A 22,991-nucleotide genomic window follows, 5' to 3' on the forward strand; every position below is an offset into this window, starting at 1 on the left:
AAAATGCCCCTTCAGCAAGCAACTGAAGCAGGGCATTTTAATTTAGCTCTTCTATAGTGAACTAGGCAGGAAAACAGAAGCAAATAGCAAATAAGTTGTTAGAATATATCTAGTTTTGGCACGTACGATAATGATAAGGCTTGTATTAAATCAATGCGATGAATGGAGGAGGGACTCATTTGCTTAACATACTCGATATGGATGCCACTGCAATAGCAGAAAGTATTAAGCGAGGAGAACTAACATCTCAGCAGGTCACAGATACATATATTCAACATTTGCAAAAAGCAAATGAAAGTATTAATTGCATTACCGCTCAACGCTTTACTCAAGCACGTGCTGAGGCGATTGCAGCAGATAAGAAGTTGCAGCAAGGTGAGACAGTAGGCAAGCTGCACGGTGTACCGATTAGCGTGAAGGATTGTTTTCATGTTGCCGGCATGCCGACAACATCAGGGTTAACCTACCGTCGTAATATGATTGAAGAAGAGGATGCAGTCGTTGTAAAACTGCTGAAAGAGCAGGGAGCTATTGTGCTTGCTAAAACCAATACGCCTGCCCTCTGTTTTTGTCAGGAAACGGAAAATAAGCTGCATGGGCGAACGAATAATCCTTGGGATCTAGAGCGTTCAGCAGGAGGCTCAAGCGGTGGTGAGGGGGCGCTAATCGCTGTAGGCGGTGCAGCAGTTGGCTTAGGTGCTGATATAGGCGGTTCTATTCGCTTTCCAAGTCATTATAATGGCATCGTTGGCTTTAAATCGGGAAATGAGCAAGTCAATGATTCAGGCAACTATCCTCATGTGACGATTCCAGAGCAGCGACGGATGCTTGGCATTGGTGCAATGGGAAAATCAGTTCGCGATGCAAGACTTATCAATGAAATATTAACAAATCGTAAGCGGAAATATGTTGATTTGGACGCTTTTGAAATTGTTATTCCTGCTAAACAGCCGCAAATTCCACTATCAAAGAGAACTGAGCAAATATTAGAGCAGCTGCGAGCAAAAATCGCTGAAAGCTTTAAATGCAATGATGATGTGCCGCCATACTTTGAGCAATCATCATTGCTATGGCAGGAAATTATGAGCATCGATGGAGCAAGTCATGTAAAGGCTTTGATGAGTCATAATGGTAAAGGAAGTCCGCTTATAGAATTTGTCAAAGAAAAACTTACTGGACGTTCAGAAACACATGCTTATCTATCTTGGGCTTTACTAGGAGCGAATATGTTTAAGCCTTCTCCAGCGCGAAGGGAAGAGATTAATCATATTTTGCAGCAAGGTGATAAGGAGCTAACATCTTATTTCCATACTTCATTGCTAATTCTGCCTGTTTATCATGAAGCTGCACAACGTCATGGAAAGCAATACGGTGAAATTTTCTCTATCCGAAAAACGTACAAGCAATACATGCCATATATCGCTTATGCCAACGTATGGGGATTACCGTCGTTAACTTTGCCAATTGGCAAGGATGAGGATGGTATGCCAATAGGTGTTCAAATTATTTCTGCTGTTGGCAATGAAGATGCGATTTTTCAGTTTGGCGAATGGCTTGAGGAGGAAGTATATCGATATGTTCGTTGTTCTGCCTATGATGCTGTGTATGCATAAATGACCAATCTATTAGAGAGGCTAAATAAGATAAGCGATTGGTTTTGAACAAAGGAGTAACAGGCAAATGGATGTATTTAATAGCAGTGAGTATCGGGAGCAATATAATAAGCAATATGATGAAGCGTTAAAGTTATTTCACTGTCCATATACCGAATATCAAATTCATACAAACTATGGAAGAACCTATGTTTTGCGCTTTGGCGGGGGAGAAAAGCCGCCGCTTGTTCTGCTGCATGGGATGACGATGAGCTCCGTAATGTGGTATCCCAATGTTAAAGCTTGGTCCGAGCATTTTACGATTTATGCAATTGATATTGTTGGTGATATAAACAAAAGTATTCCGCAGCAAATGATATTGCAGCAGGAGGAAGCAGTGGAATGGCTTAAGCAAACTCTTGATGCACTTCAGCTTGAAAAAGTTCATTTGGCAGGACATTCTATTGGCGGTTATATTTCTTTGCGGTTTACGCTTGCCTGTCCGAAGCGGGTAAACAAACTGATGCTATTCGCTCCTGCAGCAGCTTTTCATAGGCTTCATTGGAAATTTTTCTATTATTCCTTTCCAGGTTTATTGTTTCAAACGGAAAAATGGATTGATCGAGCATTTCGCTCCTTTTCGGCAGTCGGTTTGCCATTTGCTCCAGCCTATCATCAGTTAATTAAAATAGGCTATCAGCATGCTTTGCCAGACTTACGTTTATATCCGCTAAAAATAGATGCGCAGTTACTAGCTGACTTAAAGCAGCCGGTTCTTTTAATGATTGGTGAAGATGAAGTGATTTATCCAGCACAGCAAGCTTTAGCGTATGCTAAAGCTGCTGTGCCGAAGATAGATTGTATGCTGGTAAAGCAGGCGAACCATTTGCTTACGATGGAGCGTGCAGAATTTGTGAACTGCTATGCCCTTCAATTTTTAATTCATGCTCAATGATTTGCTCTCAACATTTGTCTTAGATAATCTTTATTTGCAATAAGGCAAGGAGCTAACAGCAGCATCATTCAAAAAAATATTTGATTCAGGAAATGTAAGCGTTTAAATTTTAATTGACAACGATTAACAACTGCTCTATTATATTTAGATGAAAACGATTGCACAACGTTACACTACATAAGGTTGATCCTTAGAGGGGGTAGGTAAAACATATGTAATGCACGATTGTGTATTTTTTCAACTCGAAAATACAAACGTTTGCACAACTCTTTCACAATTAAAACATTTAGAATTGGAGGAGAAAAAATGGCGTTAAAACAGAAAAAGTGGATAGCAATACTAGCTATTATTGCATTACTTTTTTCATTATTTCCAATGGGTCAGCTCAATGTTCAGGCAGAAGAGGCAAATCATGATGATTCATGCAGTTATATTACTGTAGATGGCATTAAGGATGACCTATGGAATAATGCCAATATCGTTGGCAGCTCACCTACAGCAGGCTGGCAAGGCTTTCATATTAACAATTTACATTTTATGAATGACTGCACGTACCTCTATTATTGGGTAGACAGTGTAAATGTACAAAATTGGGGAGATAACGGACAGTACATTGATATTGCGCTGTTAATTAATGGCGGTGAAAGCGAATCATCAGAAAACGCTGCTCCTTGGGGAACTGCTTTTAATTTCAGCATAGCTGAGAAGAAGCCAGACTATCATATTACAAGTCGTATAAAAAATGATAATGAACTAAATGGTGCTGCGGTATATGCTTCATCAGATTTATTAAATCCTATTGCTTCAAGCTGGGGTGAGCATAAGGGGACGCAATTTGCTAACAGTATTCATAATGGATTTGAAGGTCGGATTCCGCTTGAGCTGCTAGGACTTGAAGAAGGTGACACAATTCAAGCAATTGCGGTTTTAAGTGGAAATAACGGAACGGAGCATGGTGCATTCGATGTTATTCCAGAGACGCAAGGCAATATCATTGCCTCTGATTGGAATCATAGCAGCAATCCGAATACACTTGCTGATTATTCCGCAACATATACAATATCGTTTGATTCCTTAACTCAAGCATTATTAGGCTCTAGCCCAGTACATGGAGCAACTAACGTAAGCACTCAATTGAATGCGGTTACATTTGACTTTCTAGATCGTATTGAGCTAGATGATACAACTGTGTTACCAAGTTTAATTGATGGAGATAATACGTTAGCTACCGACGTAACTGTTGACGATAAAAGACTTGTTATGCAAATAAATGAAACATTAACGTATAATACAACATATACAGTTACTATTCCTGCAAATTATATTGCAGGCTTAACGGAGGCTAAGACTATTAATTTTACAACTGAGCGAGATCCTGCTGAGTTATATACGTATAATGTCCATTACTATCGCTACGATGGTAAACAATTAAATTGGGATATTTGGACATGGGAAGATAATAAAGATGGTAGAGAGGTAGATTTTGCATCTGAATTAGATGAGGATGGTTTTGCCTTTGCTACAATTCAAAGCTTTGCTGACAAAATTTATATTATAACTCGTCAAGGAAATTGGGATTCTCAAGAAAGTGATCGGATCGTTTATATGCCAGAAGGTAAACGTGAAGTGGATGTTTGGTTATTAGAAGGGGACACAGCGGTTTATTTCAGTAAGGATGATTTTGACATCTCTGATAAAGTACAAGTTGCCTTTATGGATTCATTGTCGGAGATTAATGTGATGACAACAAAGGAAGTTGCTGAGGAGCAGTTAGCGGACTTTTATATTGAAGAGCTGTCTACTGGACAAAAGATTATCCCACAGGTGCGCAAGGTAGGTGATCGAAGTTACCGCCTTTCTGTAAATGAAGGGACTATCGATGTTCAAAAGGCTTATATTGTTGGGCATTCTAGATTGAGCTCTACAAATCTAGTTTTCCGCAATGTGTTAGATGATAAACAGTTTTATTATAACGGCAATGACCTCGGCTTAACGTATACAGCGACTGAAAGCTCCTTTAAGCTATGGGCTCCGACAGCTTCTGAGGTTGCAGTAGCAATCTATGATGATGCTGGTGTATACAATAGCTTAGGAGAGGTTGACGATCATAGCGGCGGTCAAGAAACTTCTTTAGTTCGAACTAATAATGGAGTTTGGTCAGGGACCGTTGCAGGAAATCTAGCTGGCAAATACTATATGTACAAAGTTTCCTTTGCTGACGGCACAGTTAATTATGCGGTAGATCCTTATGCTCGTGCGGTAGCGGCAAATGGTGTGCGTACAGCAATTATTGATTTAGATACAACTGACCCGAACGGTTGGAATGAAGACGATAAACCGCCATTCATAAATGCAACTGATGCAATCATCTATGAGCTTCATGTTCGTGATTTTTCAATTAGTGCTAGTTCAGGCGTTAGTGCTGCTAATAGAGGCAAATATTTAGCATTTACGGAAACAGGATTAGTTGATGAGCAAGGCAATAAGCTTGGAGTCGATCATTTAGCTGAACTAGGAATTACACATGTACATTTACTGCCATCTTATGATTTCAAAACAGTAAATGAGTTGACGGTAAATGATCCAACCTCCTCAAATCCAAAGTATAACTGGGGTTATGATCCGCAAAATTACAATGTGCCGGAAGGTTCCTACTCAACTGATGCGACCAATCCGACTGCTAGAATTATAGAATTTAAGCAAATGGTTCAAGCGCTTCATAATAAAGGGATTCGTGTCATTATGGACGTTGTCTACAATCATAGCTACTCGATTGAAGATGGCCCATTCAATCGTATCGTACCAGGTTATTTCTATCGTACGTATGATAATGGAACATTTTCAAACGGTTCAGGAGTAGGAAATGAGATTGCAACGGAGCGTCCGATGGTTCGCAAATATATTAAAGATTCTGTAAGCTATTGGGCGAAAGAATACAATATTGATGGCTTCCGATTTGACCTTATGGGAATTATTGATACTCCGACAATGAAAGAGATTACTGAGGAGTTAAAGAGCGAAATTGATCCTAGCATGCTTATTTACGGCGAGCCTTGGATGGGCGGCTCTACACCACTTCCATATGCTGACCAAACGTTAAAAGGCTCACAAAAAGATTTAGACTTTGCAGTATTTAACGATAACCTTCGCTCAGCGATTAAAGGAGATAGCGACGGTGAAGGGAAAGGTTTTGCAACTGGTAATCTCGATACGTTAGACGGTATCGTACAGGGCGTTAGAGGCGCAATCGAAGACTTTGCCAATGCACCTACGGAAACGATCAACTATGTAACCGCACATGATAATTTGAATCTTTGGGATAAAGTACTGAAAACTCAAGGTCTATTCGAAGAGCTGGGCATGCTCAACATTAAAGATGGCGAGCTTATTGGCGGCGGCGATGTGGCTGATGCTGTTGCTAATGCAAAGCCATATCATTACGTTGATTCTGAAAACGTACTTGCAAATGAAACTGTAAAACGTTCCTTGCTTGCTAACGGTATCGTGTTTACTTCGCAAGGTATTCCGTTTATCCATGCTGGTGATGAGTTCCTGCGTACAAAATACGGAGATCATAACAGCTATCGCAGCCCAGATGCGGTGAATGCAATTAATTGGGACAAAAAAGCTGATTTCCTTGATGTTACGAAATACTATGAAGGGTTAATTAAGCTTCGCAAGGAGCATTCTGCATTCCGTATGACGTCAAGCGAAGATATTAAAGCGCATTGGAAGTTGCTTGAGAAAAATAATGGTGTCGTCGCTTTTAAACTTGGAGAATACGCTAATGAAGATGCTTGGAAAAACATTATCGTTATTTACAATGGAGCAAACGAAACACGAGAAGTGAGTTTACCTGGTTCAAGCAATTGGCATGTTGTTGTTAATGAAACGGCAGCAGGGACGACTACACTGGCTACAGTTAGCGGCTCTGTCCAAGTTGCACCAATTTCAATGATGGTGTTGTATGATGAAAGTCGAGATTATGAGGCTGTTCCAACGACGATTGAGCTTCATTTAGCAAAGCAAGCAATCGAAGTCGGCAAAGTGCTTGTTGGTAATGCAATCGTTAAGGATCAACATGGCAGACCAATAATGGGCAAAACGGTCGAATGGAGTTCTACAAATGAAAATGTAGCGACTGTAACAGGAAATGGACGAATAATTGCTCTTGCTAACGGTGAAACGACGATTACAGTTAAGCTTGGTCAATTAACTGCTTCAGCAACGTTATACGTTGCAGAACTAATACCTACTACGTTAACGTTACAGGGCGATAGTTTTGTTTACGAAAATTATTCAATAAGACTAAATCCAGTTGTTAAAGATCAGTTTAATCAAGTGATAAGCAGTCCATTAATTAGTTGGTCAAGCGATAATCCAGCGGTTGCCATCGTAAATAGTTCTGGACTTGTCACTGGCGTAAGCGCTGGTCGTGCAACGATTACTGCTCAAATCGGCAATGTTTCGGCTGACTTTTCAATTGAGGTAAGAGCATACGTTAAACGTTATATTCAATTCCAATATACAAGACCGGATAAAGACTACGCTGGTTGGGATATGTGGGTATGGAATACAGGTGCCACAAATGGTGCGATACCGTTTACTGAAAAGAATGGTAAAGCTGTTGCGCTTGTCGAAATTGGTCCAAGTGTAACGCAAATCGGCTTTATTGTACGCTTTGGCGGAGATCAATGGTTGCAAAAGGATGTGGAGCAGGATCGCTTTGTCAATGTAAGCTTAGATGATACGTTTACGATTGTTAATTTAACGAGCGGACAATCAAGCTTTACCCAAACTAAATCGATCTCTGGTCCAGTTATTAATGGCAATGATGTCACTTTCTATTATCGTAATGATGATCTGTTCCGCAGCGGCGAACATGATCGGATTACGTCTGTTAAGCTATCAATTGATGGCGAGACATATCCAATGATCTACAACGAAGAAGATATTTATTATAGCTATACTTTGCAAAATATTTCTGAAGGTGAGCATATCTATACTTTCATCGTTACTCTTGATGGTGAGGATATTACGATTAATGATCCAAGAAATACCGTTGATGGAGTATCTAAAATCATTTATCAACCGATTGAGATCGAGGCAACTGCTTCAGTATCGCCAAGTGCATTTAACTATAATACACATGCGATATTAACAGTGGAAACGACTAGCCCTGATCAAGACATTAAGCGGATTTATGCTGACTTGACAGCATTAGGCGGAAGAGCTGACGTTGAAATTGACAAGCAAATAAAAGCGTTAACATTATCTGTAACGGATGATGTTACTGCAGGAATGAAAACTATTCCAGTTGTCTTTGTTGATAGCAATAATGTTGAGCATACATTTACAGCTACCGTTAATATCGAGCCGCGTCAAATTAAGGATAGTAACGATTTTGATTGGGATGAGGCTAGAATTTACTTTATGTTGACCGATCGCTTTAACGATGGGGATGAAAGCAATAATGATCCAAATGGGGAAGGTTACGATATTTCACATCCGCAAACATATCATGGAGGTGACTTCCGTGGAATTATTGAACGCTTAGATTATTTACAGGAGCTGGGCATCAATACAATTTGGATTACTCCAATCGTTGATAATATTGATTGGAATGTGGGATATGGTCAGTCGTGGGAATATCAATATGGCTATCACGGTTATTGGGCGAAGGACTTTACAAAGCTTGATGAGCATCTTGGGGATCTTGAAACGTTTAAAGAGCTAATTGAAAAAGCGCATGATCGTGGAATTAAAATTATGGTTGATGTAGTGCTTAATCACGTAGGTTATGGCATGGATTCCAATGATCCTGCAGTAAATGTGCCAAATTATCCTACCCGTGAGGAGCAAGCTGTATTTGATGACTTAATCCGTGAAAATCCTGTGCCAGATCATGAGGTAGTTGGTGAATTAGCTGGCTTACCAGATCTAAAAACAGAGGAGCAAGCCGTTCGTGAGCAAATTGTGCAGTGGCAAGTAGACTGGCTAAATCGCGCTCGTACCGATCGTGGAGACACTATCGATTATTATCGTGTTGATACGGTGAAGCATGTGGAAAATGCTACATGGATGCATTTCAAAAATGAGCTTACGAAAGTAAGTCCGCAGTTTAAGCTAATTGGCGAAGTGTATGGTGCTTCTGTTGACGATCAACGCGGATACCTGGGCTCAGGCATGATGGATTCATTGCTAGACTTCAACTTTAAAAATATTGCTAAAAGCTTTATAGACGGTTACATTGATTCGGTTGAGCAAACGTTAGAAGCTAGAAATGAAAAGATGAATAATACTGCGACAATGGGACAATTTTTATCTAGTCATGATGAGGATGGCTTCCTGGAAACACGTGCAAACGGCGATCTTGGCAAGCAAAAAATTGCTGCCGCTCTGCAAATTACTGCTAAAGGTCAACCAGTAATTTACTATGGTGAAGAGTTAGCAATGTCTGGACGCCATGATAACCTTGGTGAAGGTTTCTTAGGTTCAAATCGTTATGATATGCCATGGGATGAGCTTGAAGAGCGTAGCGATATGTTAATCCACTATCAGAAACTGTTAAATGCACGTAAACAATATTCGAAAGTATTCGCAAAAGGCACTCGCACCAAGTTAGCTGGCGGTGACGCTGACAAGTACATTGTATTTGAACGAGCATATAATGGCGATAAAGTGTATGTCGGAATTAATATTGATGATGCTGCTAAACAGATTACTTTTACAGTCGATGCTGAGGAAGGTAAAGAGTTGATTAATTTATATAGCGGGGAAAAGGTAAAAGTAGGCGAAGCTGGTAAAGTAACTTTGGAGCTGGCTGCGCGCTCGCTTGGCGGTACGTTCATCTTAGCAAATCCTGCATCCATTACACCTGAACCAAATGAGCCAAAGCCAACTCCGCCTGCTCGTCCAATCTCGACTCCGACACCTATTAATAATGTGATTACAGTAGATGAACGTTATTTGTCGGGCGATAACTACAATGTTGAAGTAAAGGATGTTGACGCAGTTGTTACTTTGGAGCCGGCAAAATTAACTAAACCAGTCGTTATCTCTGCTGGTGAGGTTACACTTCATATTTCTGTGGAACAGCTTAAAGCTTGGTCAGAGCAATATAACAGTGTTGAGCTGAAACTTGCAGAAGGAACAGTAGCAGATGCTAATAAAATTACAAAACAAGCTAAGCAGAAAGCGATAGAAGTAAATCTGCATTCACCGCTTGTCTCAGTAACTATCTCTGGAAAAACGGCTTCTGGTACGACAACTCAGCTTAATGCAATAGGAGCAAACATTGCATTATCTGCTTCGGAGCAAGAAGATATTTACGAGAACGTATATCGAGTGCTTACAGATGGCTCATTGCAATATGTACCGGCTAAGCTGGTAGATGGAGTTTATCAAATAATGACAGACTTAGCAGGCACATATGTTGTAGCAAGCTATAAGAAGCAATTTACAGATGTAGATGAAAGTCATTGGGCTGCTAAACTAATTGCTCAAGCAGCAGCAAAGCAGCTTATTGAAGGAAAAACACTGGATAGCTTCGTACCTGATGGAGAAATTACTCGTGCTGAATTTACGATGATAATTGCTCGTATCTTTAATTTATTTTCTACTACAGCTACTCCGTTTAAGGATGTAGAAGCGGGCAGTTGGTATGAACAAGCGGTAGCAGGCGCGTATGAAGCTGGCTTAATTAACGGTATAAGTAACGAACAGTTTGCACCGAATCAGTCTATTACGCGGGAAGAGATGGCTGTACTGATCGTTCGAGCGATAGAGTATAAGCTTGGTGAGCCTCTGCCAACGGGAGAAATTAGCCAATACGAGGATGCTGATCGTATTGCAGCTTGGGCTCAGGAAGCTGTCAAAAAAGCTACTGCTGCAGGCATTTTACAAGGAAAAGGAAACGGCTTTGACCCTAAAGCTAACCTAACACGTGCAGAAAGTGTAAAGGTGCTGCTAGCATTAGAGATTCTCTAATTAATGGAATAGCGTTGCTAGATAGACGTATATCCTGCCAGGATATACGTCTATTTTTCGTTAAATGGGTGACTTAACCTTGAACAATACGATATATCGTTATATTATTACGATATATCGTATTGTTCAAATTAAGGAGTGATCATTATGAAATCTAAAAAGCATCATAAGCGCCATCATCACCGCGGACAGTTCGCTGTAGACTTTGAGCTTCAAGCTAGTGATGAAGTTAGCCATGGCCGTCATCATGATAGTGGTTTGAACGAAAAGTCAGATCGCAGAAGAAAAGGTCCAAGACATCATAGTGAAGTTTTAGAGCGTGCAATTTCTGTAGGTCATCGTGAAGGAAAGCGATTTTTTGAACGAGGCAGATTTAAATTTGCTCTTCTAGAGCTGCTTTCAGAGCAAGAAATGCACGGTTATCAGATCATTAAAGCAATGGAAGCAAAAACAGGCGGTTTGTATGTACCAAGTGCAGGCTCTGTCTATCCAAATTTGCAAATGTTAGAAGATATGGGATATATTCTAGCCCTTGAAAGTGAAGGTAAAAAGCTCTATCAAATTACTGAAGCTGGCAAGCTATATTTAAACGAGCATCATCAGCAAGCAGAGTCAGAGGACGTGGCTGTTCATTTAAAGCATGGTTCAGGAATTCCACCACATCTTGCTCGTAAGCAGCAAAAGCTACAGCTGCGTAAATTTATGAAAAACTGGTCCCATCTTGTTCATTTAATGGCAAAGGTAGATGAAGCAGCTACGCAAGCTCCAGAATCAGAGCATGCTAAACAATTTCAGCAGTTAATGACCTCTGCAGAAGCAAGTTTAAAAGAGATTCTTACTGCCATAAAGCAAGCAACAATTGAATCAATTGAAAGAAAAGAACGAAAAGAACCAGAAGAGCTAGAAAATGAAGGACTTGTAAATGAAGAGTTAGATATTGCTGATTTTGATTATGAAGAACAAGATGATGATGAGCTACTAGATAAATAATTCTTTTTTATGCTATGCCAACAGAGTTACTGACTCTAGAGCTAAGGAATAGATAACTTTGTTAACGATGAACCTTTTAAAGCTGAAACTATTTATTTTATGCTTTTTGAGCAAAGCTTACTAGCTTTAAATTGTGTCAGAGAAGTTATCTATTCCATAATGCCGAAGAGTTAACTATTTCGCAGCGACAAGAACTGGGCATGGCTCATGTTGCAGTTGTGCTTTTTCAATTTGAAAGGTTGAATGCTTAATTCCAAATTGCTCAGCTAGCTTTATTGCTGCAGCCAGTACTGCACCTTGATCGCTGTCATCCTCTACAACTAAATGGCAGCTTAATGAGTTCAAACCAGAAGTAATTGTCCAAAGATGCAAGTCATGAAGTGCTGTTACTTGTGGCAAGGAAAGCAAGCTTTCTCGTAATTGCTGCAAATCGATCTCAGCAGGAGCTCCTTCCATTAATATATGAAGGCTTAACTTCAATACGCTCCAGGCACTACGTAAAATAAGCAGAGCGACAAGAAGACTAATAATCGGATCGGCATAGTACCAGTTGAAAGTAATCATAATAAGCCCCGCAACAACCGCTCCAACTGAACCTAACATATCGCCAATAACATGCAAGTATGCGGAACGCATATTAACGTTATGCTTAACATCTCCTTTATGCATTAAAGCAATTGCAGATAGTAAATTTGCTACAAGACCGATGCTAGCAATAATTATCATCGTGCTGCTAGCAACTTCAGTTGGACTCGTAAAACGTTCAATTGCTTCAATAATAATAATTGTCGCGACGACAAATAAAGTAACAGCATTAAACAATGCAGCTATAATTTCAAAGCGAGAGTTACCAAAAGTTCTTGAACTGGATGAAGCTTTACTTGAAAACCAAAAGGCAATCAGACTTAATATTAAGGAGCTGCTATCACTTAACATATGACCGCTATCCGATAGTAACGCCAAGCTATTCGTTAGTAAGCCGCCAACAAATTCAAGTGTCATAATTGTTGCAGTGATGATTAGTGCGATAAGCAATCCTTGGCGATTACTATCCATTGCCCCATGTGGATGCAGCAATCCATGACTATGCGCATGATGACTAAGCCCATAATGACTGTGTTCATAATGGTTATGACGATGATGATTTCCATGTTGAGCATCGTCGTGGTAACTATGTTCGTTATCATGCTGTTTCTGATGACTTAGATTACTTTGCTTATGATTATGAAGCTCATGATCGTGAGATTTATGTAAAATGTTGTACGGTTGCTTTCTCATTTTTATCACTCCTCAGTACACTTTTAACTATATATGAACATATGCTCATATATAGTTAATCATATGTCTATTATTTTGTCAATTTAACTTATATATATTAAAAAAACTCTCTCAGTTAAAAACAAGTTAGAAAAACCTTGTTAAAACAGAGAGAGTTAAAAATAAAAGAGTTAGTAATAGGTTTTGCGTATAGTTTTACTATTCATTATCATCGTTATTTTCAACGTGGTTGTTGTCAAGATGGCTATTCTCAACATTGTTATTCTCAACTTTGCTATTTTCAACGTTGTTGTTGTCAATGCTGCTATTTTCAACGTTGTTGTTGTCAATGCTGCTATTTTCATTGCCGTCGTGGAGCTTGTCCGTTGCCATAATCGGTTTGCGTGTTGTTCCTAAGTCGCTATACATATCAAAGAAGAAACGTCGTTTTTCCTTACTTGCTAACACAACTAGCGTATGAATGACAATAACAAAGAACAGCACTACTGGGATTAAAAGACCAAGCAAATTAATTGCTACAATAAAAATGTACGCAGGTGAACCAATTCCGACTTCTAATTGGTTCAATACTTGGGCAACAAACAATATTGCATAAATCAAAAAGATAGCTAGCATTCGTTTCGTAAGCTTTCTAACTAATTTATCACTTGTAAAGCGGAAGCGCATAAACCAACTGCCGAGCGTACGACCATGCCAAATAGCTGGAATCATTACTAAGAAAATAACTAATCCAACAAAGTGAATAATCAGCATAGTCCAAATGTCATCACTGCCATAAATGCCAGCAGCGATACGCGAGCTAATTTGAATAATGATAATATCTAGCAGTGTCGCTAGCAGGATTGGCATATTACGTACTTCATCACGCTCTAGCAATTGGTTCGCTTTTTCTATAACTGCTGCGCGGCTAGGGAATAGCGCCAGCAAAATAGGAGCTATAAAGAAGCCCAGCACTCCTCCTACCGTATTAAGCATTAAATCATCAATATCAAATAGACGATACGGGCAATCATAAATGCCAAAAATAGCAGTTAACTGAGTAATCTCGTACATTAAAGTAACTGCAAACACAAGAATTAATGCTTTCCACCAAGCTTTACGGGTTTGAAAGAAATAACGTAAATATACACCAAATGGCATTAACAGCAGCAAATTAAAAAACGCCTGAAAAAAAGCGCGCTCTTTTAATAGCAGAATATAGGTCGACGGATTATTCCAAACGACATTGCTTTCACGCAATATGTCCTTAACAAATTGAAAAGGTACTAATGAGTAATTTGCTCTCGATGACGAGACGACGCAGTTGTGTCGGCTATCAGGTAAAGGAAGCATCGTTAGTAAAAAAGCAGCTAAAAAGTAAAAAATAAAAGAAAAAACAATGAGTGTTGACGATAACGGAAAATATCCTAGCTTTCTGTAAATATAAATTAGCCAAGGTAAAAAGCTGAGCATGGCAATAACGCCGAATATTAGTAATGCAACTAAGATTGGTTGTCCATATTCCAGCACTATGTATAGTCCTTTCATCTTATAATTAGGTTATTTATTATAACATTACTATTGATAAAAAGCATTATTTTCCATATTAAATTTATGCAAGATGAAATCATATTGATTTGCTAATATTCGGTTATTTTCGGTATGATAAAGCATATGTAATCGAAACTAAGGAGATGAGTTGATGTTTTCAAGAGCGAAGCTAGGGAAGATTAGCGCTAAAGTACGTGAGCAATCTTTATTTTTAGAGCAGGTCTTTCCAGCATCAAGAGATAAAGTTTTTCAAGCCTTTACAGAAGCGGAGTCATTAAAAAAATGGTGGGGGCCGAATGGATGGGAACTCACATATTGCCAAATCGATGCTAAGCCAGAAGGCGAGTGGCATTATTGCCTTACATGCACAGATAAAAGCAAGGAATACGCTGGTCAGCAGTCCTGGGGAAAAGCGATGTTTGAAGAAGTGGAGGAAGGAAATCGGCTCGTTTATCGAGATTATTTATCTAATGAGCAAGGAGAGATTAATACTGCTGCACCTAGCGCATTAGTTGTGCTTACTTTTAAGGATCAAGCAAAATTTACTAGAGTGATTAGCGAAACGCAATATTCGACTAAAGAAGAGCTAGAGAATATGATGAAAATGGGCTTGGTTACTGGCATTACCGAAACATGGATGAGATTGGATAATTTTCTAAGAAATAAATAATTGTAGCAGAATATATTGCTACTTTTTATTGAAATTATGATATACTTAACTAAGATGTAATGATTAATAGGTTTATTATTAATAAGGTGGTAGACAATGAAAATAGATATTTCTCAGCACTCATTACCTGTATACGAAGCGCTTGCAAGCAGTGTACGTATTGAAATGATTCGCTTATTGGCGATTAAATCAATGAATATAAAAGAATTAGCGGATGCGATGAATTTAAGTAGTGCGATTATGACAATGCATGTTAAAAAACTAGAACGTGCTGGTATTATCAAATCATCGATGCAGCCAGGTAAGGGTGGAGCGAAAAAGGTATGTACGCTTGTTACAGACTCTATTGAAATCGTTTTTCCGCCAAAGGTTGAGACGGTGTACCGGGATTGTCATGTAACGGAGGTTTCGGTTGGTCATTATACGGATTTTGAAGTTACACCGACTTGTGGTTTAGCAACGACAGTAAAAGTGATCGGGATGTTTGATGAGCCGCGTGCCTTTCTTGAGCCAGAACGAGTTAATGCAAAAATATTATGGTTTGGTCAAGGCTTTGTTGAATACCGACTTGCCAATTATCTTAATAAAAATGAAGTGCCTGTTGAATTGGAAATTTCAATGGAAATTTCATCCGAGGCTCCATTTGCTAACGAAAACTGGCCATCAGATATTACCTTTACACTTAACGGTGTAGATTTAGGAATGTGGACGAGCCCAGGCGACTTTGGCGGCGAAAAGCAGCGTGGTCGCTATACTCCTGACTGGTGGTGGGATGAAATCAACCAGTACGGGTTACTAAAAGTGTTAAAAATTAATAATGAGGGCACATTTATCGATGGCACACAAATTTCTAATGTAACATTAAAAGATCTTGATTTAGAGCTGACTCAATGGAAGTTCAGAATTTCTGTGCGTGAGGATGCGGAAAATGTCGGCGGTGTAACATTGTTTGGCAGCGGCTTTGGAAACTATAATCAAGACATTGTGTTTAAGCTATATTATGATCGCAAGTTAACTGATGCTGAACTGCAAGAGTTGCAAGCGGAGCAGGAGAAAAAGAGAAGCAAAACTAAAAAAAGTAATGAGAAGTAACTAGTAGCTTCATAGTATTACCACTACTTATTATCGTCGATAAACAAAGGGCTGTATTCAAAAAGAAGTTTTTTTGAATACAGCCCTTTTTGTTAAAGCAATTGTTAGCTCTATTTCGCGTTAGCTGCTGCGGGAGTTAAGCTAACGTGATTCAACGGTTTTCCGAAATCAGGGAAGCCGCTTGGTGTCCAGTAAAATGGTTGAACACGAGTATGACGATTTGGATCATAAAGCGGATCGCCGACAATTTCTTTATAATTGCGAGCATGATAAACAAGCAGATCCGTCACTCCATCCTCTGCAACCGTAAAGCTATTATGTCCTGGACCATAAATCGATAATGATTCATGTGTCGTAAATACTGGCGCTGGTGATTTATGCCATGATGCGGCATCCAGCAAATCACTGTTTTCATCTGCCCATAATAAGCCCATACAATAATTATGATCTGTAGCGCTTGCAGAATAAGTGATAAAGATTTTTCCGTTACGCTTAATAACTGCAGCCCCTTCATTTACGAGAAATCCGATTTTTTCCCACTCATATTCAGGAATTGAAATACAAGTTTGCTTATCAGCTATTGTCCAAGGATTAATCATTGGTGCGATATATAGATTGGAGTTCCCTTTAATTTGGGGATCTTTTTGTGCCCATACATAGTAACGCACGCCACGATGCTCAAAGCTTGTAGCATCAAGAGAAAATGATTCCCAAGCTGTTTTAACCTGCCCTTTTTCTACCCAAGGTCCATCAAGCGGATTGCTTGCTTCACATTCTAAAACGAACATACGATGATCAAATAATCCTTCATTCGTTTCTGCAGTACGTGCAGCAGCGAAGTAAATATACCATTTATTATCAATGTAATGGATTTCAGGCGCCCAAATGTTAGCGCTCATTGGTCCTGAATCATATTTTCTCCAGCACACTACAGGTTCAGCATCAGCAAGTCCATTAATCGTAGTAGCACGTCGTAATTCAATATAATCGTAGGATGGAACAGAAGCAGTAAAGTAATAATATCCATCTGTGTGTTTATAAATCCAAGGATCAGCTCGTTGAGGAACAATTGGATTAATATACTCGGTTGTAGTCATTAGATATAGTCAGTCCTCCTTGTAAAGTTAATATAAATATTAAGAATTTATAATAGTATTAATATTACATAATCTTAATACTTTGTCTAGGGGTTAATTTAAAATGACAAAAAAATTTAGTTGTTTGCGCCAAAAATAGGTGGTTTATTACAAAGACTATTGAATTTTGTCAGTGTCTACGATAAACTGATTCACAAAGTTATTAATTGATTAACTAACTTGTTAATAATCAAATATGGCGGTGATTAATATGAAGCAAAACAATAAACTGCTAGTGGCACATTATGCCAGTACATTGGCAGAGCAACCAGGCATCGATCGTTCTGGCAACAAAAATCATGCAACCGTTTTAGGCAGTGGCAAGCTGCCAACTTTGCTGGAGCTAGATGGTCGCCCTGCAATTCAATTTTATGGCGGTATGCATGGCAGTGGCTTTATACAGCTACCAGCTAATCTATTAGCGAATGTCGATGATGAGACGGGATTAACAGTTGTAAGCTGGATTTATTTGCGGGAAGGACAAAGTGTATGGGAAAGAATATTTGATTTTGGTGAAGGTGAACAAGGGCCCTATCTTTTTTTAACACGAAATTTACGCGGGGTTTGCTTTAATGGAGCAGATATTGCGGTTGACTATAATAAGCAATTGCCTATTGGTACTTGGGTTCATATTGCTTATACGATAAGTGGAACGAAGGGAGGGACAGAAAGTAAGGCTGGGCCAAAGCTGTATTTAAACGGACGACTTGTCGTTGATGGCTCAATAAGTCAAACTTCAAGCGGTGCCTATCTTGCATATCGTCAGTGGCTGGCAACGTTAAGCGGTCAAGGATATGCGCAAAACTATATCGGACGCTCACAATTTGCTGCTGATGCTGACTTTAATGGTGCTATATCTGATTTTAGGATTTATGAAGCAGCTTTGCAGGAAGAAGACATTATTAGCATTATGTGCGAAACATTAAGCGACGAGCAAATTATAAGCATTGCAAGCAGAAATGAGTTATCTTTGCCAACTTCAATCGTGACCGAATCAATTGCTCTGCCGCAATCTTTGCTGGGTGGACTGGTTGCTATTGAATGGACTAGCTCTAATCCTGAAGTGCTAACTGCCCAAGGAGAAGTTAATGATAAACTTAACGAACCGCAAGCTGTTGAATTGACAGCAACGTTGCGCCGCGGTAATGCCAGCTATATGATCGCCCATTCCTTAACTGTATTGCCAAAAGAGACTATCCCTTATGAAATAGAGTTGATTAAGCATGGAAAGTCTGCAGAAATCAGTCCACATCTTTACGGACTGTTTTATGAGGATATTAACAATGCCGCCGATGGCGGGATTTATGCTGAGCTTGTGCGCAATCGCAGCTTTGAAGCATTTACTTATGACAGCTACTCGCATATATGTGGGGAGCATGGTCATTCTACTGGACGTCGTCACCAACCGCTTGAAGGTTGGTATGGTCAGCTAGAACGTTTAGAAGTGTGTAATGAAGGTGGGTTAAACGAACATTTTGCTTTAGCAGATACTGATACAAATGCTTATTATGTCAAAGTTTTAGCTGGAACGACCATTGTTAACAAGGGATTCAATGATAGCAATCATCAATGTGCGATGTCATTTACAAAAGGGGAGGGTTATTTATTTACAATTTGGGCTAAAGCTGAACCATCCTCTGCTAGGGATGACAATGATGGACAAATTCAAGTTCAGCTTCAAGACAGTAGTGGTGAAGCCATTAGCGATACTATTGTTATACCACTTCGGCCTGACGGCAAATGGCATAAATATGGCGTAAGCGAGTCGCTTTGTCTTGTGGCTAACAAAACTACACTGGGGCAATTAAGTTTACATTTTACGGGGGAAGCAGCGATTGATATGGTTTCGCTGTTCCCTGAACAGGTATGGGGAGCAAGTGAGGAAGATGGTTCACCAACAGCACATCGTAACTTTAAGGGAAATTCGAATTATCGCTTGCGCCGCGATATGGTGCTTGCCTTGCAAAAAATGAAGCCTCGCTTCTTGCGTTTTCCAGGAGGATGCATATCTGAAGGGTCGCATATATGGGAGAATGTCTATGATTGGAAACATTCTGTTGGTCCAGTTGAGTTGCGTAAAGAAAACTTTAATGTTTGGGGATATATGATGACGCTAGGACTTGGCTATATGGAATATTTCCAATTAGCTGAGGATTTGAATGCAACACCGTTACCTGTTATGGCATGTGGGGTGCTCTGCCAAGCGCGCAGCGATTATGCTAACCCGGCAGGAGGATCTTTACGTGATTATTATATTAAAAATTTTACTGACCTAATCGATTTTGCGCTTAGTGAAGATGTCAAAGGCAATGAATGGGCAAAATTGCGCTCCAGCATGGGACATCCAGAGCCGTTTGATTTACGTTACCTAGGCGTCGGTAATGAAAACTGGGGCAGTGAATTTTATGCTAATTTTGAAATATTTAAAAATGCAATCGATGAGTATATGGCGGAGCATTATCCGCAGCATAAGCTAACGATAATTTCAACGGTTGGCGCGCAAGCAGATGATGATGCATATCAGCAGGGATGGAAATTTTTAAGCGGTAACTATAAAGGAAGTGAAACGATCGCCTTTACTGATGGTAAAAATCGTATAACTGAACACATTACTTGGTACAGTAAGCAGCCACATTATATGGATACCATTGTTGATGAGCATTACTATCGCTCTAACGATTATTTACTAGCAAATGTCGATCGCTATAACTATTATTTTCGTGCTTATGATGAGCAAGGAAACTTAGATGAAGCCTTGAGCAGCAAGGTGTTTGTTGGAGAGTATGCATCGAATGATAAAAACACATTAGCAGGAGCAATTGCAGAGGCTGCAATGATGACAGGATTTGAAAATAATGCTGATGTTGTACGGCTTGCAGCGTACGCCCCATTATTTAATAAGGTGCTAAGTGATGGGCAATATCGTTGGACTCCAGATTGCATTTGGTTTGATGATTCAGATATTTGGTTTACGCCGAATTACTATGTGCAAACAATGTTTGCGCAAAACATCGGAACGCGTACTGTTGCTAGTTGCTTTAAAACTTTTCGGAATGGTAAACAAATTATTTTAAAGCCAGAGGGCGGGATTAGTTTATCTACTGTTAAAGGGCATATTGTGTTGAAAAAGCTAACGATTAGAGATCAAATAAACGGACAGGTTGTTTTTGAACAGGATTTTACACAGCGATTAGATGAAAAATGGCAATGGTTAAATGATACAAATCCTCAATTATGGCAGGCTGGCGTTGGCGTTGTGCTGCAGGGAGATGGCAACAAACGTACAGGGCTTTTCATCGAGGAAAGCTGGAGTGATATTATCGTTGACGTTATCGCTTATCATTTGTCTGATGATGATGGTTTATATATTGGTGTTGGCTTGCAGGGAGGAAATTCTAGCAAAGTAAATGTAATCGAATATGTAGCTGGAGAGAGAGGGAAAGCAACAGGCATTAAAGTATTTAAACAAGGTGTAGAAGCATATACACTTGGAGATTATGCATCAAGCTCAATGGCCGGCAATATGCGTGCCGCTTATGATGAGAAAATTGAGGCTGATTCTGTCTATTGCTATCGTATCGTTTATGGTGGAGGTACAAGCGATGTGTTGCATTGCTCGCATCATAAGCAAGGGGAAGATAGTGCCAGATTTTCTGCATCCTATAAGCTAGAGGCATACAATGACGAAATCTATTATTCTGCTTCAGTTGATGAGCAGTATCTTTATATGAAACTTGTAAACGCAGATCCAATTAATAAATCAGTTAGAATTAAGCTAGGTGCTTATTTAGTGGACAAGCTTGCAATTAAAGAGGTGTTAACAGGAGAGGCGGCATTGCTTAATATGCCTAATGTTAATAAAAAGAATGCTGAGTTAATTTCTCCGCGACAAGAAACAGTTAAGCTTGAAGGAAATGAGCTGATACTAGAATTGCCGGCCCATTCTGTGCAAGCTGTAAGATGGTCATTAAAGCAATAAAGGAAATACAGGAAAGCATGAAAAACAGATAAAATTTTTAGAAAGTTATCGTTTATGTATTGACTAATTATTAATAAAAAGATAATCTATTAACAAAGACATAAACGATAACTTCTCAGTATATTTTTCGTTTGTTTCTTATATGGCATTATGCGAGTTTTCTTTTTTTAATGCATGTGTAAGCGATTGCAACATGAATTAATAAAAAGTTAAACCCCGCTTGCAAAAATATAAGAAAAAACGTAAAAAACAGTCTTATCATTAACGTTTATGTTAATTTAAGCAATTGCTTCAGGGGTCGTACATTTTAGTTTTACAACACAAAACTAGGAGGTAGAACAGATGAAGAATTTTTCAAAATTTAACAAAGCGACAATTGCCTTGCTAACATCAATGTTAGTGCTGTCTGCTTGTTCTGGTGGAGGCTCAAGCAATAGTGGTAATTCTGGGGGCAATGCAACGACTACGCCAACTGCTGCAACACAAAATGATAACGGTGGTTCTGGCGGTGAAGCTGCAGAGGGTGCTGCAGAAGAAGACTTTGGTAAGGATGTATCTGGTGAAGTAACAATTTGGGTCTTTAATGAAAACGTATTCGAAGAAGTAGCGGAAGCATTTATGCAAGAGTACCCTAACATTAAAGTGAATACAGTTTTTGTTCCGTTCGAAGAGTTACATAATAACTTGCAAACTGCATTGGCGAGTGGTACTGGAGCTCCTGATATTGCAGAAGTTGAGCAAGGACAATTTACGCGTTATGTAACTGGCGGCGTATTAGAAAATCTGCTGGCTGAACCATACAATGCTGGAAAATATAAAGATTTGGTGCCTGAATATAACTGGGAGCGTTGGATGAGCCCAGACGGTACACAGCTTCTTGGTATGCCTTGGGATTCAACTCCTGGTGTTTGGTATTATCGTGCAGATATTGTTGAGGAGCTTGGTTTCCCTAGCGATCCAGAAGAGCTTGGTGAATTTATTAAAGATGGAGAAAACTTCCTACAGTTAGCACAAGCAGCTGCTGCTCAAGGGAAAATGGTTATGGAATGGCGCGATGGTCCAATTCACTGGGCTGGTGACGAAATCGGTTACTTCGATGACAACATCGAATGGGTGCGTGATACTGATAAGCTAGTTGAAATTCTTGACTATACAAAACGCGGTAACCAATTAGGTTGGGCGCCTCACTTAGCTTACGGTACTGATGAAGGTAAGCCGCTTGTTCAATCTGGACAACTAATGGGAATTGCGCTTGGTTCTTGGGGAGCTCGTGATATCGCTGCTAACTTCCCAGAACAATCAGGAAAATGGAGAGTTACCAATCTTCCATTCGGTATCAACTATCCTATCGGTGGTTCTAGCTTTGTTATTCCTTCGCAATCGCAAAACAAAGAAGCAGCTTGGGTTTACTTGCAATGGGCAATGCGTTCAGAAAATGCTTGGAAAATTTGGACGAAATATTCAATCCAACCAGGCTACAAAGATATTGCACAGCTTGATTGGTATGCAAACAACACCAACGAGTTTTTAGGCGGTCAGCAAGACTACAAGCTTTATGAACAAATTGCATCTGAAACTCCTGCTAAACGCTTGAATCCACTTGATGGTGCAGCATGGAATATTTGGGTGCCACGTATTCTAGATGCACTTGATAACAATGTTGATTCTCGGACAACATTGCAGTTGGCGAAGGAAGATGTTGAGTCTATGCTTGCTGAAGATATCGCTAAGCTAAAAGCTGAGTTAGGAAAATAATAGTTGCTATTTATCCGAATCAAGT

At 39.5% G+C, this 22,991-nt stretch carries 11 protein-coding genes; 8 read left to right on the forward strand and 3 right to left on the reverse strand.

Annotated elements, in window-relative coordinates; all coding sequences use genetic code 11:
• Positions 1-179: 179 nt before the first annotated feature.
• From AC2TDL_RS14000 to AC2TDL_RS14015, 4 genes are all read left to right on the forward strand, one after another.
• Positions 180-1,613: an amidase gene (locus AC2TDL_RS14000; protein ID WP_484696705.1), complete on the forward strand. Its 1,434-nt coding sequence runs from the start codon at positions 180-182 to the stop codon at positions 1,611-1,613.
• 67 nt (positions 1,614-1,680) lie between these two features.
• Positions 1,681-2,547, forward strand: a complete 867-nt coding sequence (locus AC2TDL_RS14005) for an alpha/beta fold hydrolase (RefSeq protein ID WP_484696706.1) — start codon at positions 1,681-1,683, stop codon at positions 2,545-2,547.
• Positions 2,548-2,853: 306 nt separating this feature from the next.
• Positions 2,854-10,536 carry a type I pullulanase gene (gene pulA / locus AC2TDL_RS14010; protein WP_484696707.1) on the forward strand — a complete coding sequence of 2,561 codons (7,683 nt, stop codon included), beginning with the start codon at positions 2,854-2,856 and terminating at the stop codon, positions 10,534-10,536.
• A gap of 147 nt (positions 10,537-10,683) precedes the next feature.
• Positions 10,684-11,526, forward strand: a complete 843-nt coding sequence (locus tag AC2TDL_RS14015) for a PadR family transcriptional regulator (RefSeq protein ID WP_484696708.1) — start codon at positions 10,684-10,686, stop codon at positions 11,524-11,526.
• A 174-nt stretch (positions 11,527-11,700) separates the two neighbouring features.
• Here the strand turns inward: AC2TDL_RS14015 and AC2TDL_RS14020 are convergent, their stop codons facing one another.
• Together AC2TDL_RS14020 and AC2TDL_RS14025 are read right to left on the reverse strand one after the other, a co-directional pair.
• Entirely contained in the window at positions 11,701-12,804 is a 1,104-nt protein-coding gene (locus AC2TDL_RS14020; RefSeq protein ID WP_484696709.1) for a cation diffusion facilitator family transporter, read from the reverse strand.
• A 198-nt stretch (positions 12,805-13,002) separates the two neighbouring features.
• The gene (locus tag AC2TDL_RS14025; protein WP_484696710.1) at positions 13,003-14,313 is read right to left on the reverse strand and encodes a VanZ family protein; all 1,311 of its coding nucleotides are present in this window, start codon (positions 14,311-14,313) and stop codon (positions 13,003-13,005) included.
• 172 nt (positions 14,314-14,485) lie between these two features.
• On the opposite strand from AC2TDL_RS14025, the gene AC2TDL_RS14030 reads away from it, so the two are divergent.
• Positions 14,486-15,004, forward strand: coding sequence for an SRPBCC family protein (locus AC2TDL_RS14030; RefSeq protein WP_484696711.1), 519 nt, complete (start codon positions 14,486-14,488; stop codon positions 15,002-15,004).
• Positions 15,005-15,100: 96 nt separating this feature from the next.
• Complete coding sequence (locus AC2TDL_RS14035; RefSeq protein WP_484696712.1) at positions 15,101-16,096, forward strand: ArsR/SmtB family transcription factor; 996 nt, start codon at positions 15,101-15,103, stop codon at positions 16,094-16,096.
• Between the two features lie 110 nt (positions 16,097-16,206).
• On the opposite strand, the gene AC2TDL_RS14040 is transcribed toward AC2TDL_RS14035, so the two are convergent.
• Positions 16,207-17,193, reverse strand: coding sequence for a glycoside hydrolase family 43 protein (locus AC2TDL_RS14040; protein ID WP_484696713.1), 987 nt, complete (start codon positions 17,191-17,193; stop codon positions 16,207-16,209).
• A gap of 250 nt (positions 17,194-17,443) precedes the next feature.
• Here AC2TDL_RS14040 and AC2TDL_RS14045 point away from each other — a divergent pair, with 250 nt between their 5' ends.
• Both AC2TDL_RS14045 and AC2TDL_RS14050 read left to right on the forward strand, forming a co-directional pair.
• A complete protein-coding gene (locus AC2TDL_RS14045) occupies positions 17,444-21,211 on the forward strand; it encodes an alpha-L-arabinofuranosidase C-terminal domain-containing protein (protein WP_484696714.1) in 3,768 nt (1,255 codons plus the stop codon).
• A 342-nt stretch (positions 21,212-21,553) separates the two neighbouring features.
• A complete protein-coding gene (locus tag AC2TDL_RS14050) occupies positions 21,554-22,966 on the forward strand; it encodes an ABC transporter substrate-binding protein (protein ID WP_484696715.1) in 1,413 nt (470 codons plus the stop codon).
• Positions 22,967-22,991 lie beyond the last annotated feature (25 nt).

The sequence above is a fragment of the Paenibacillus sp. plas6 genome (genome assembly GCF_057221655.1).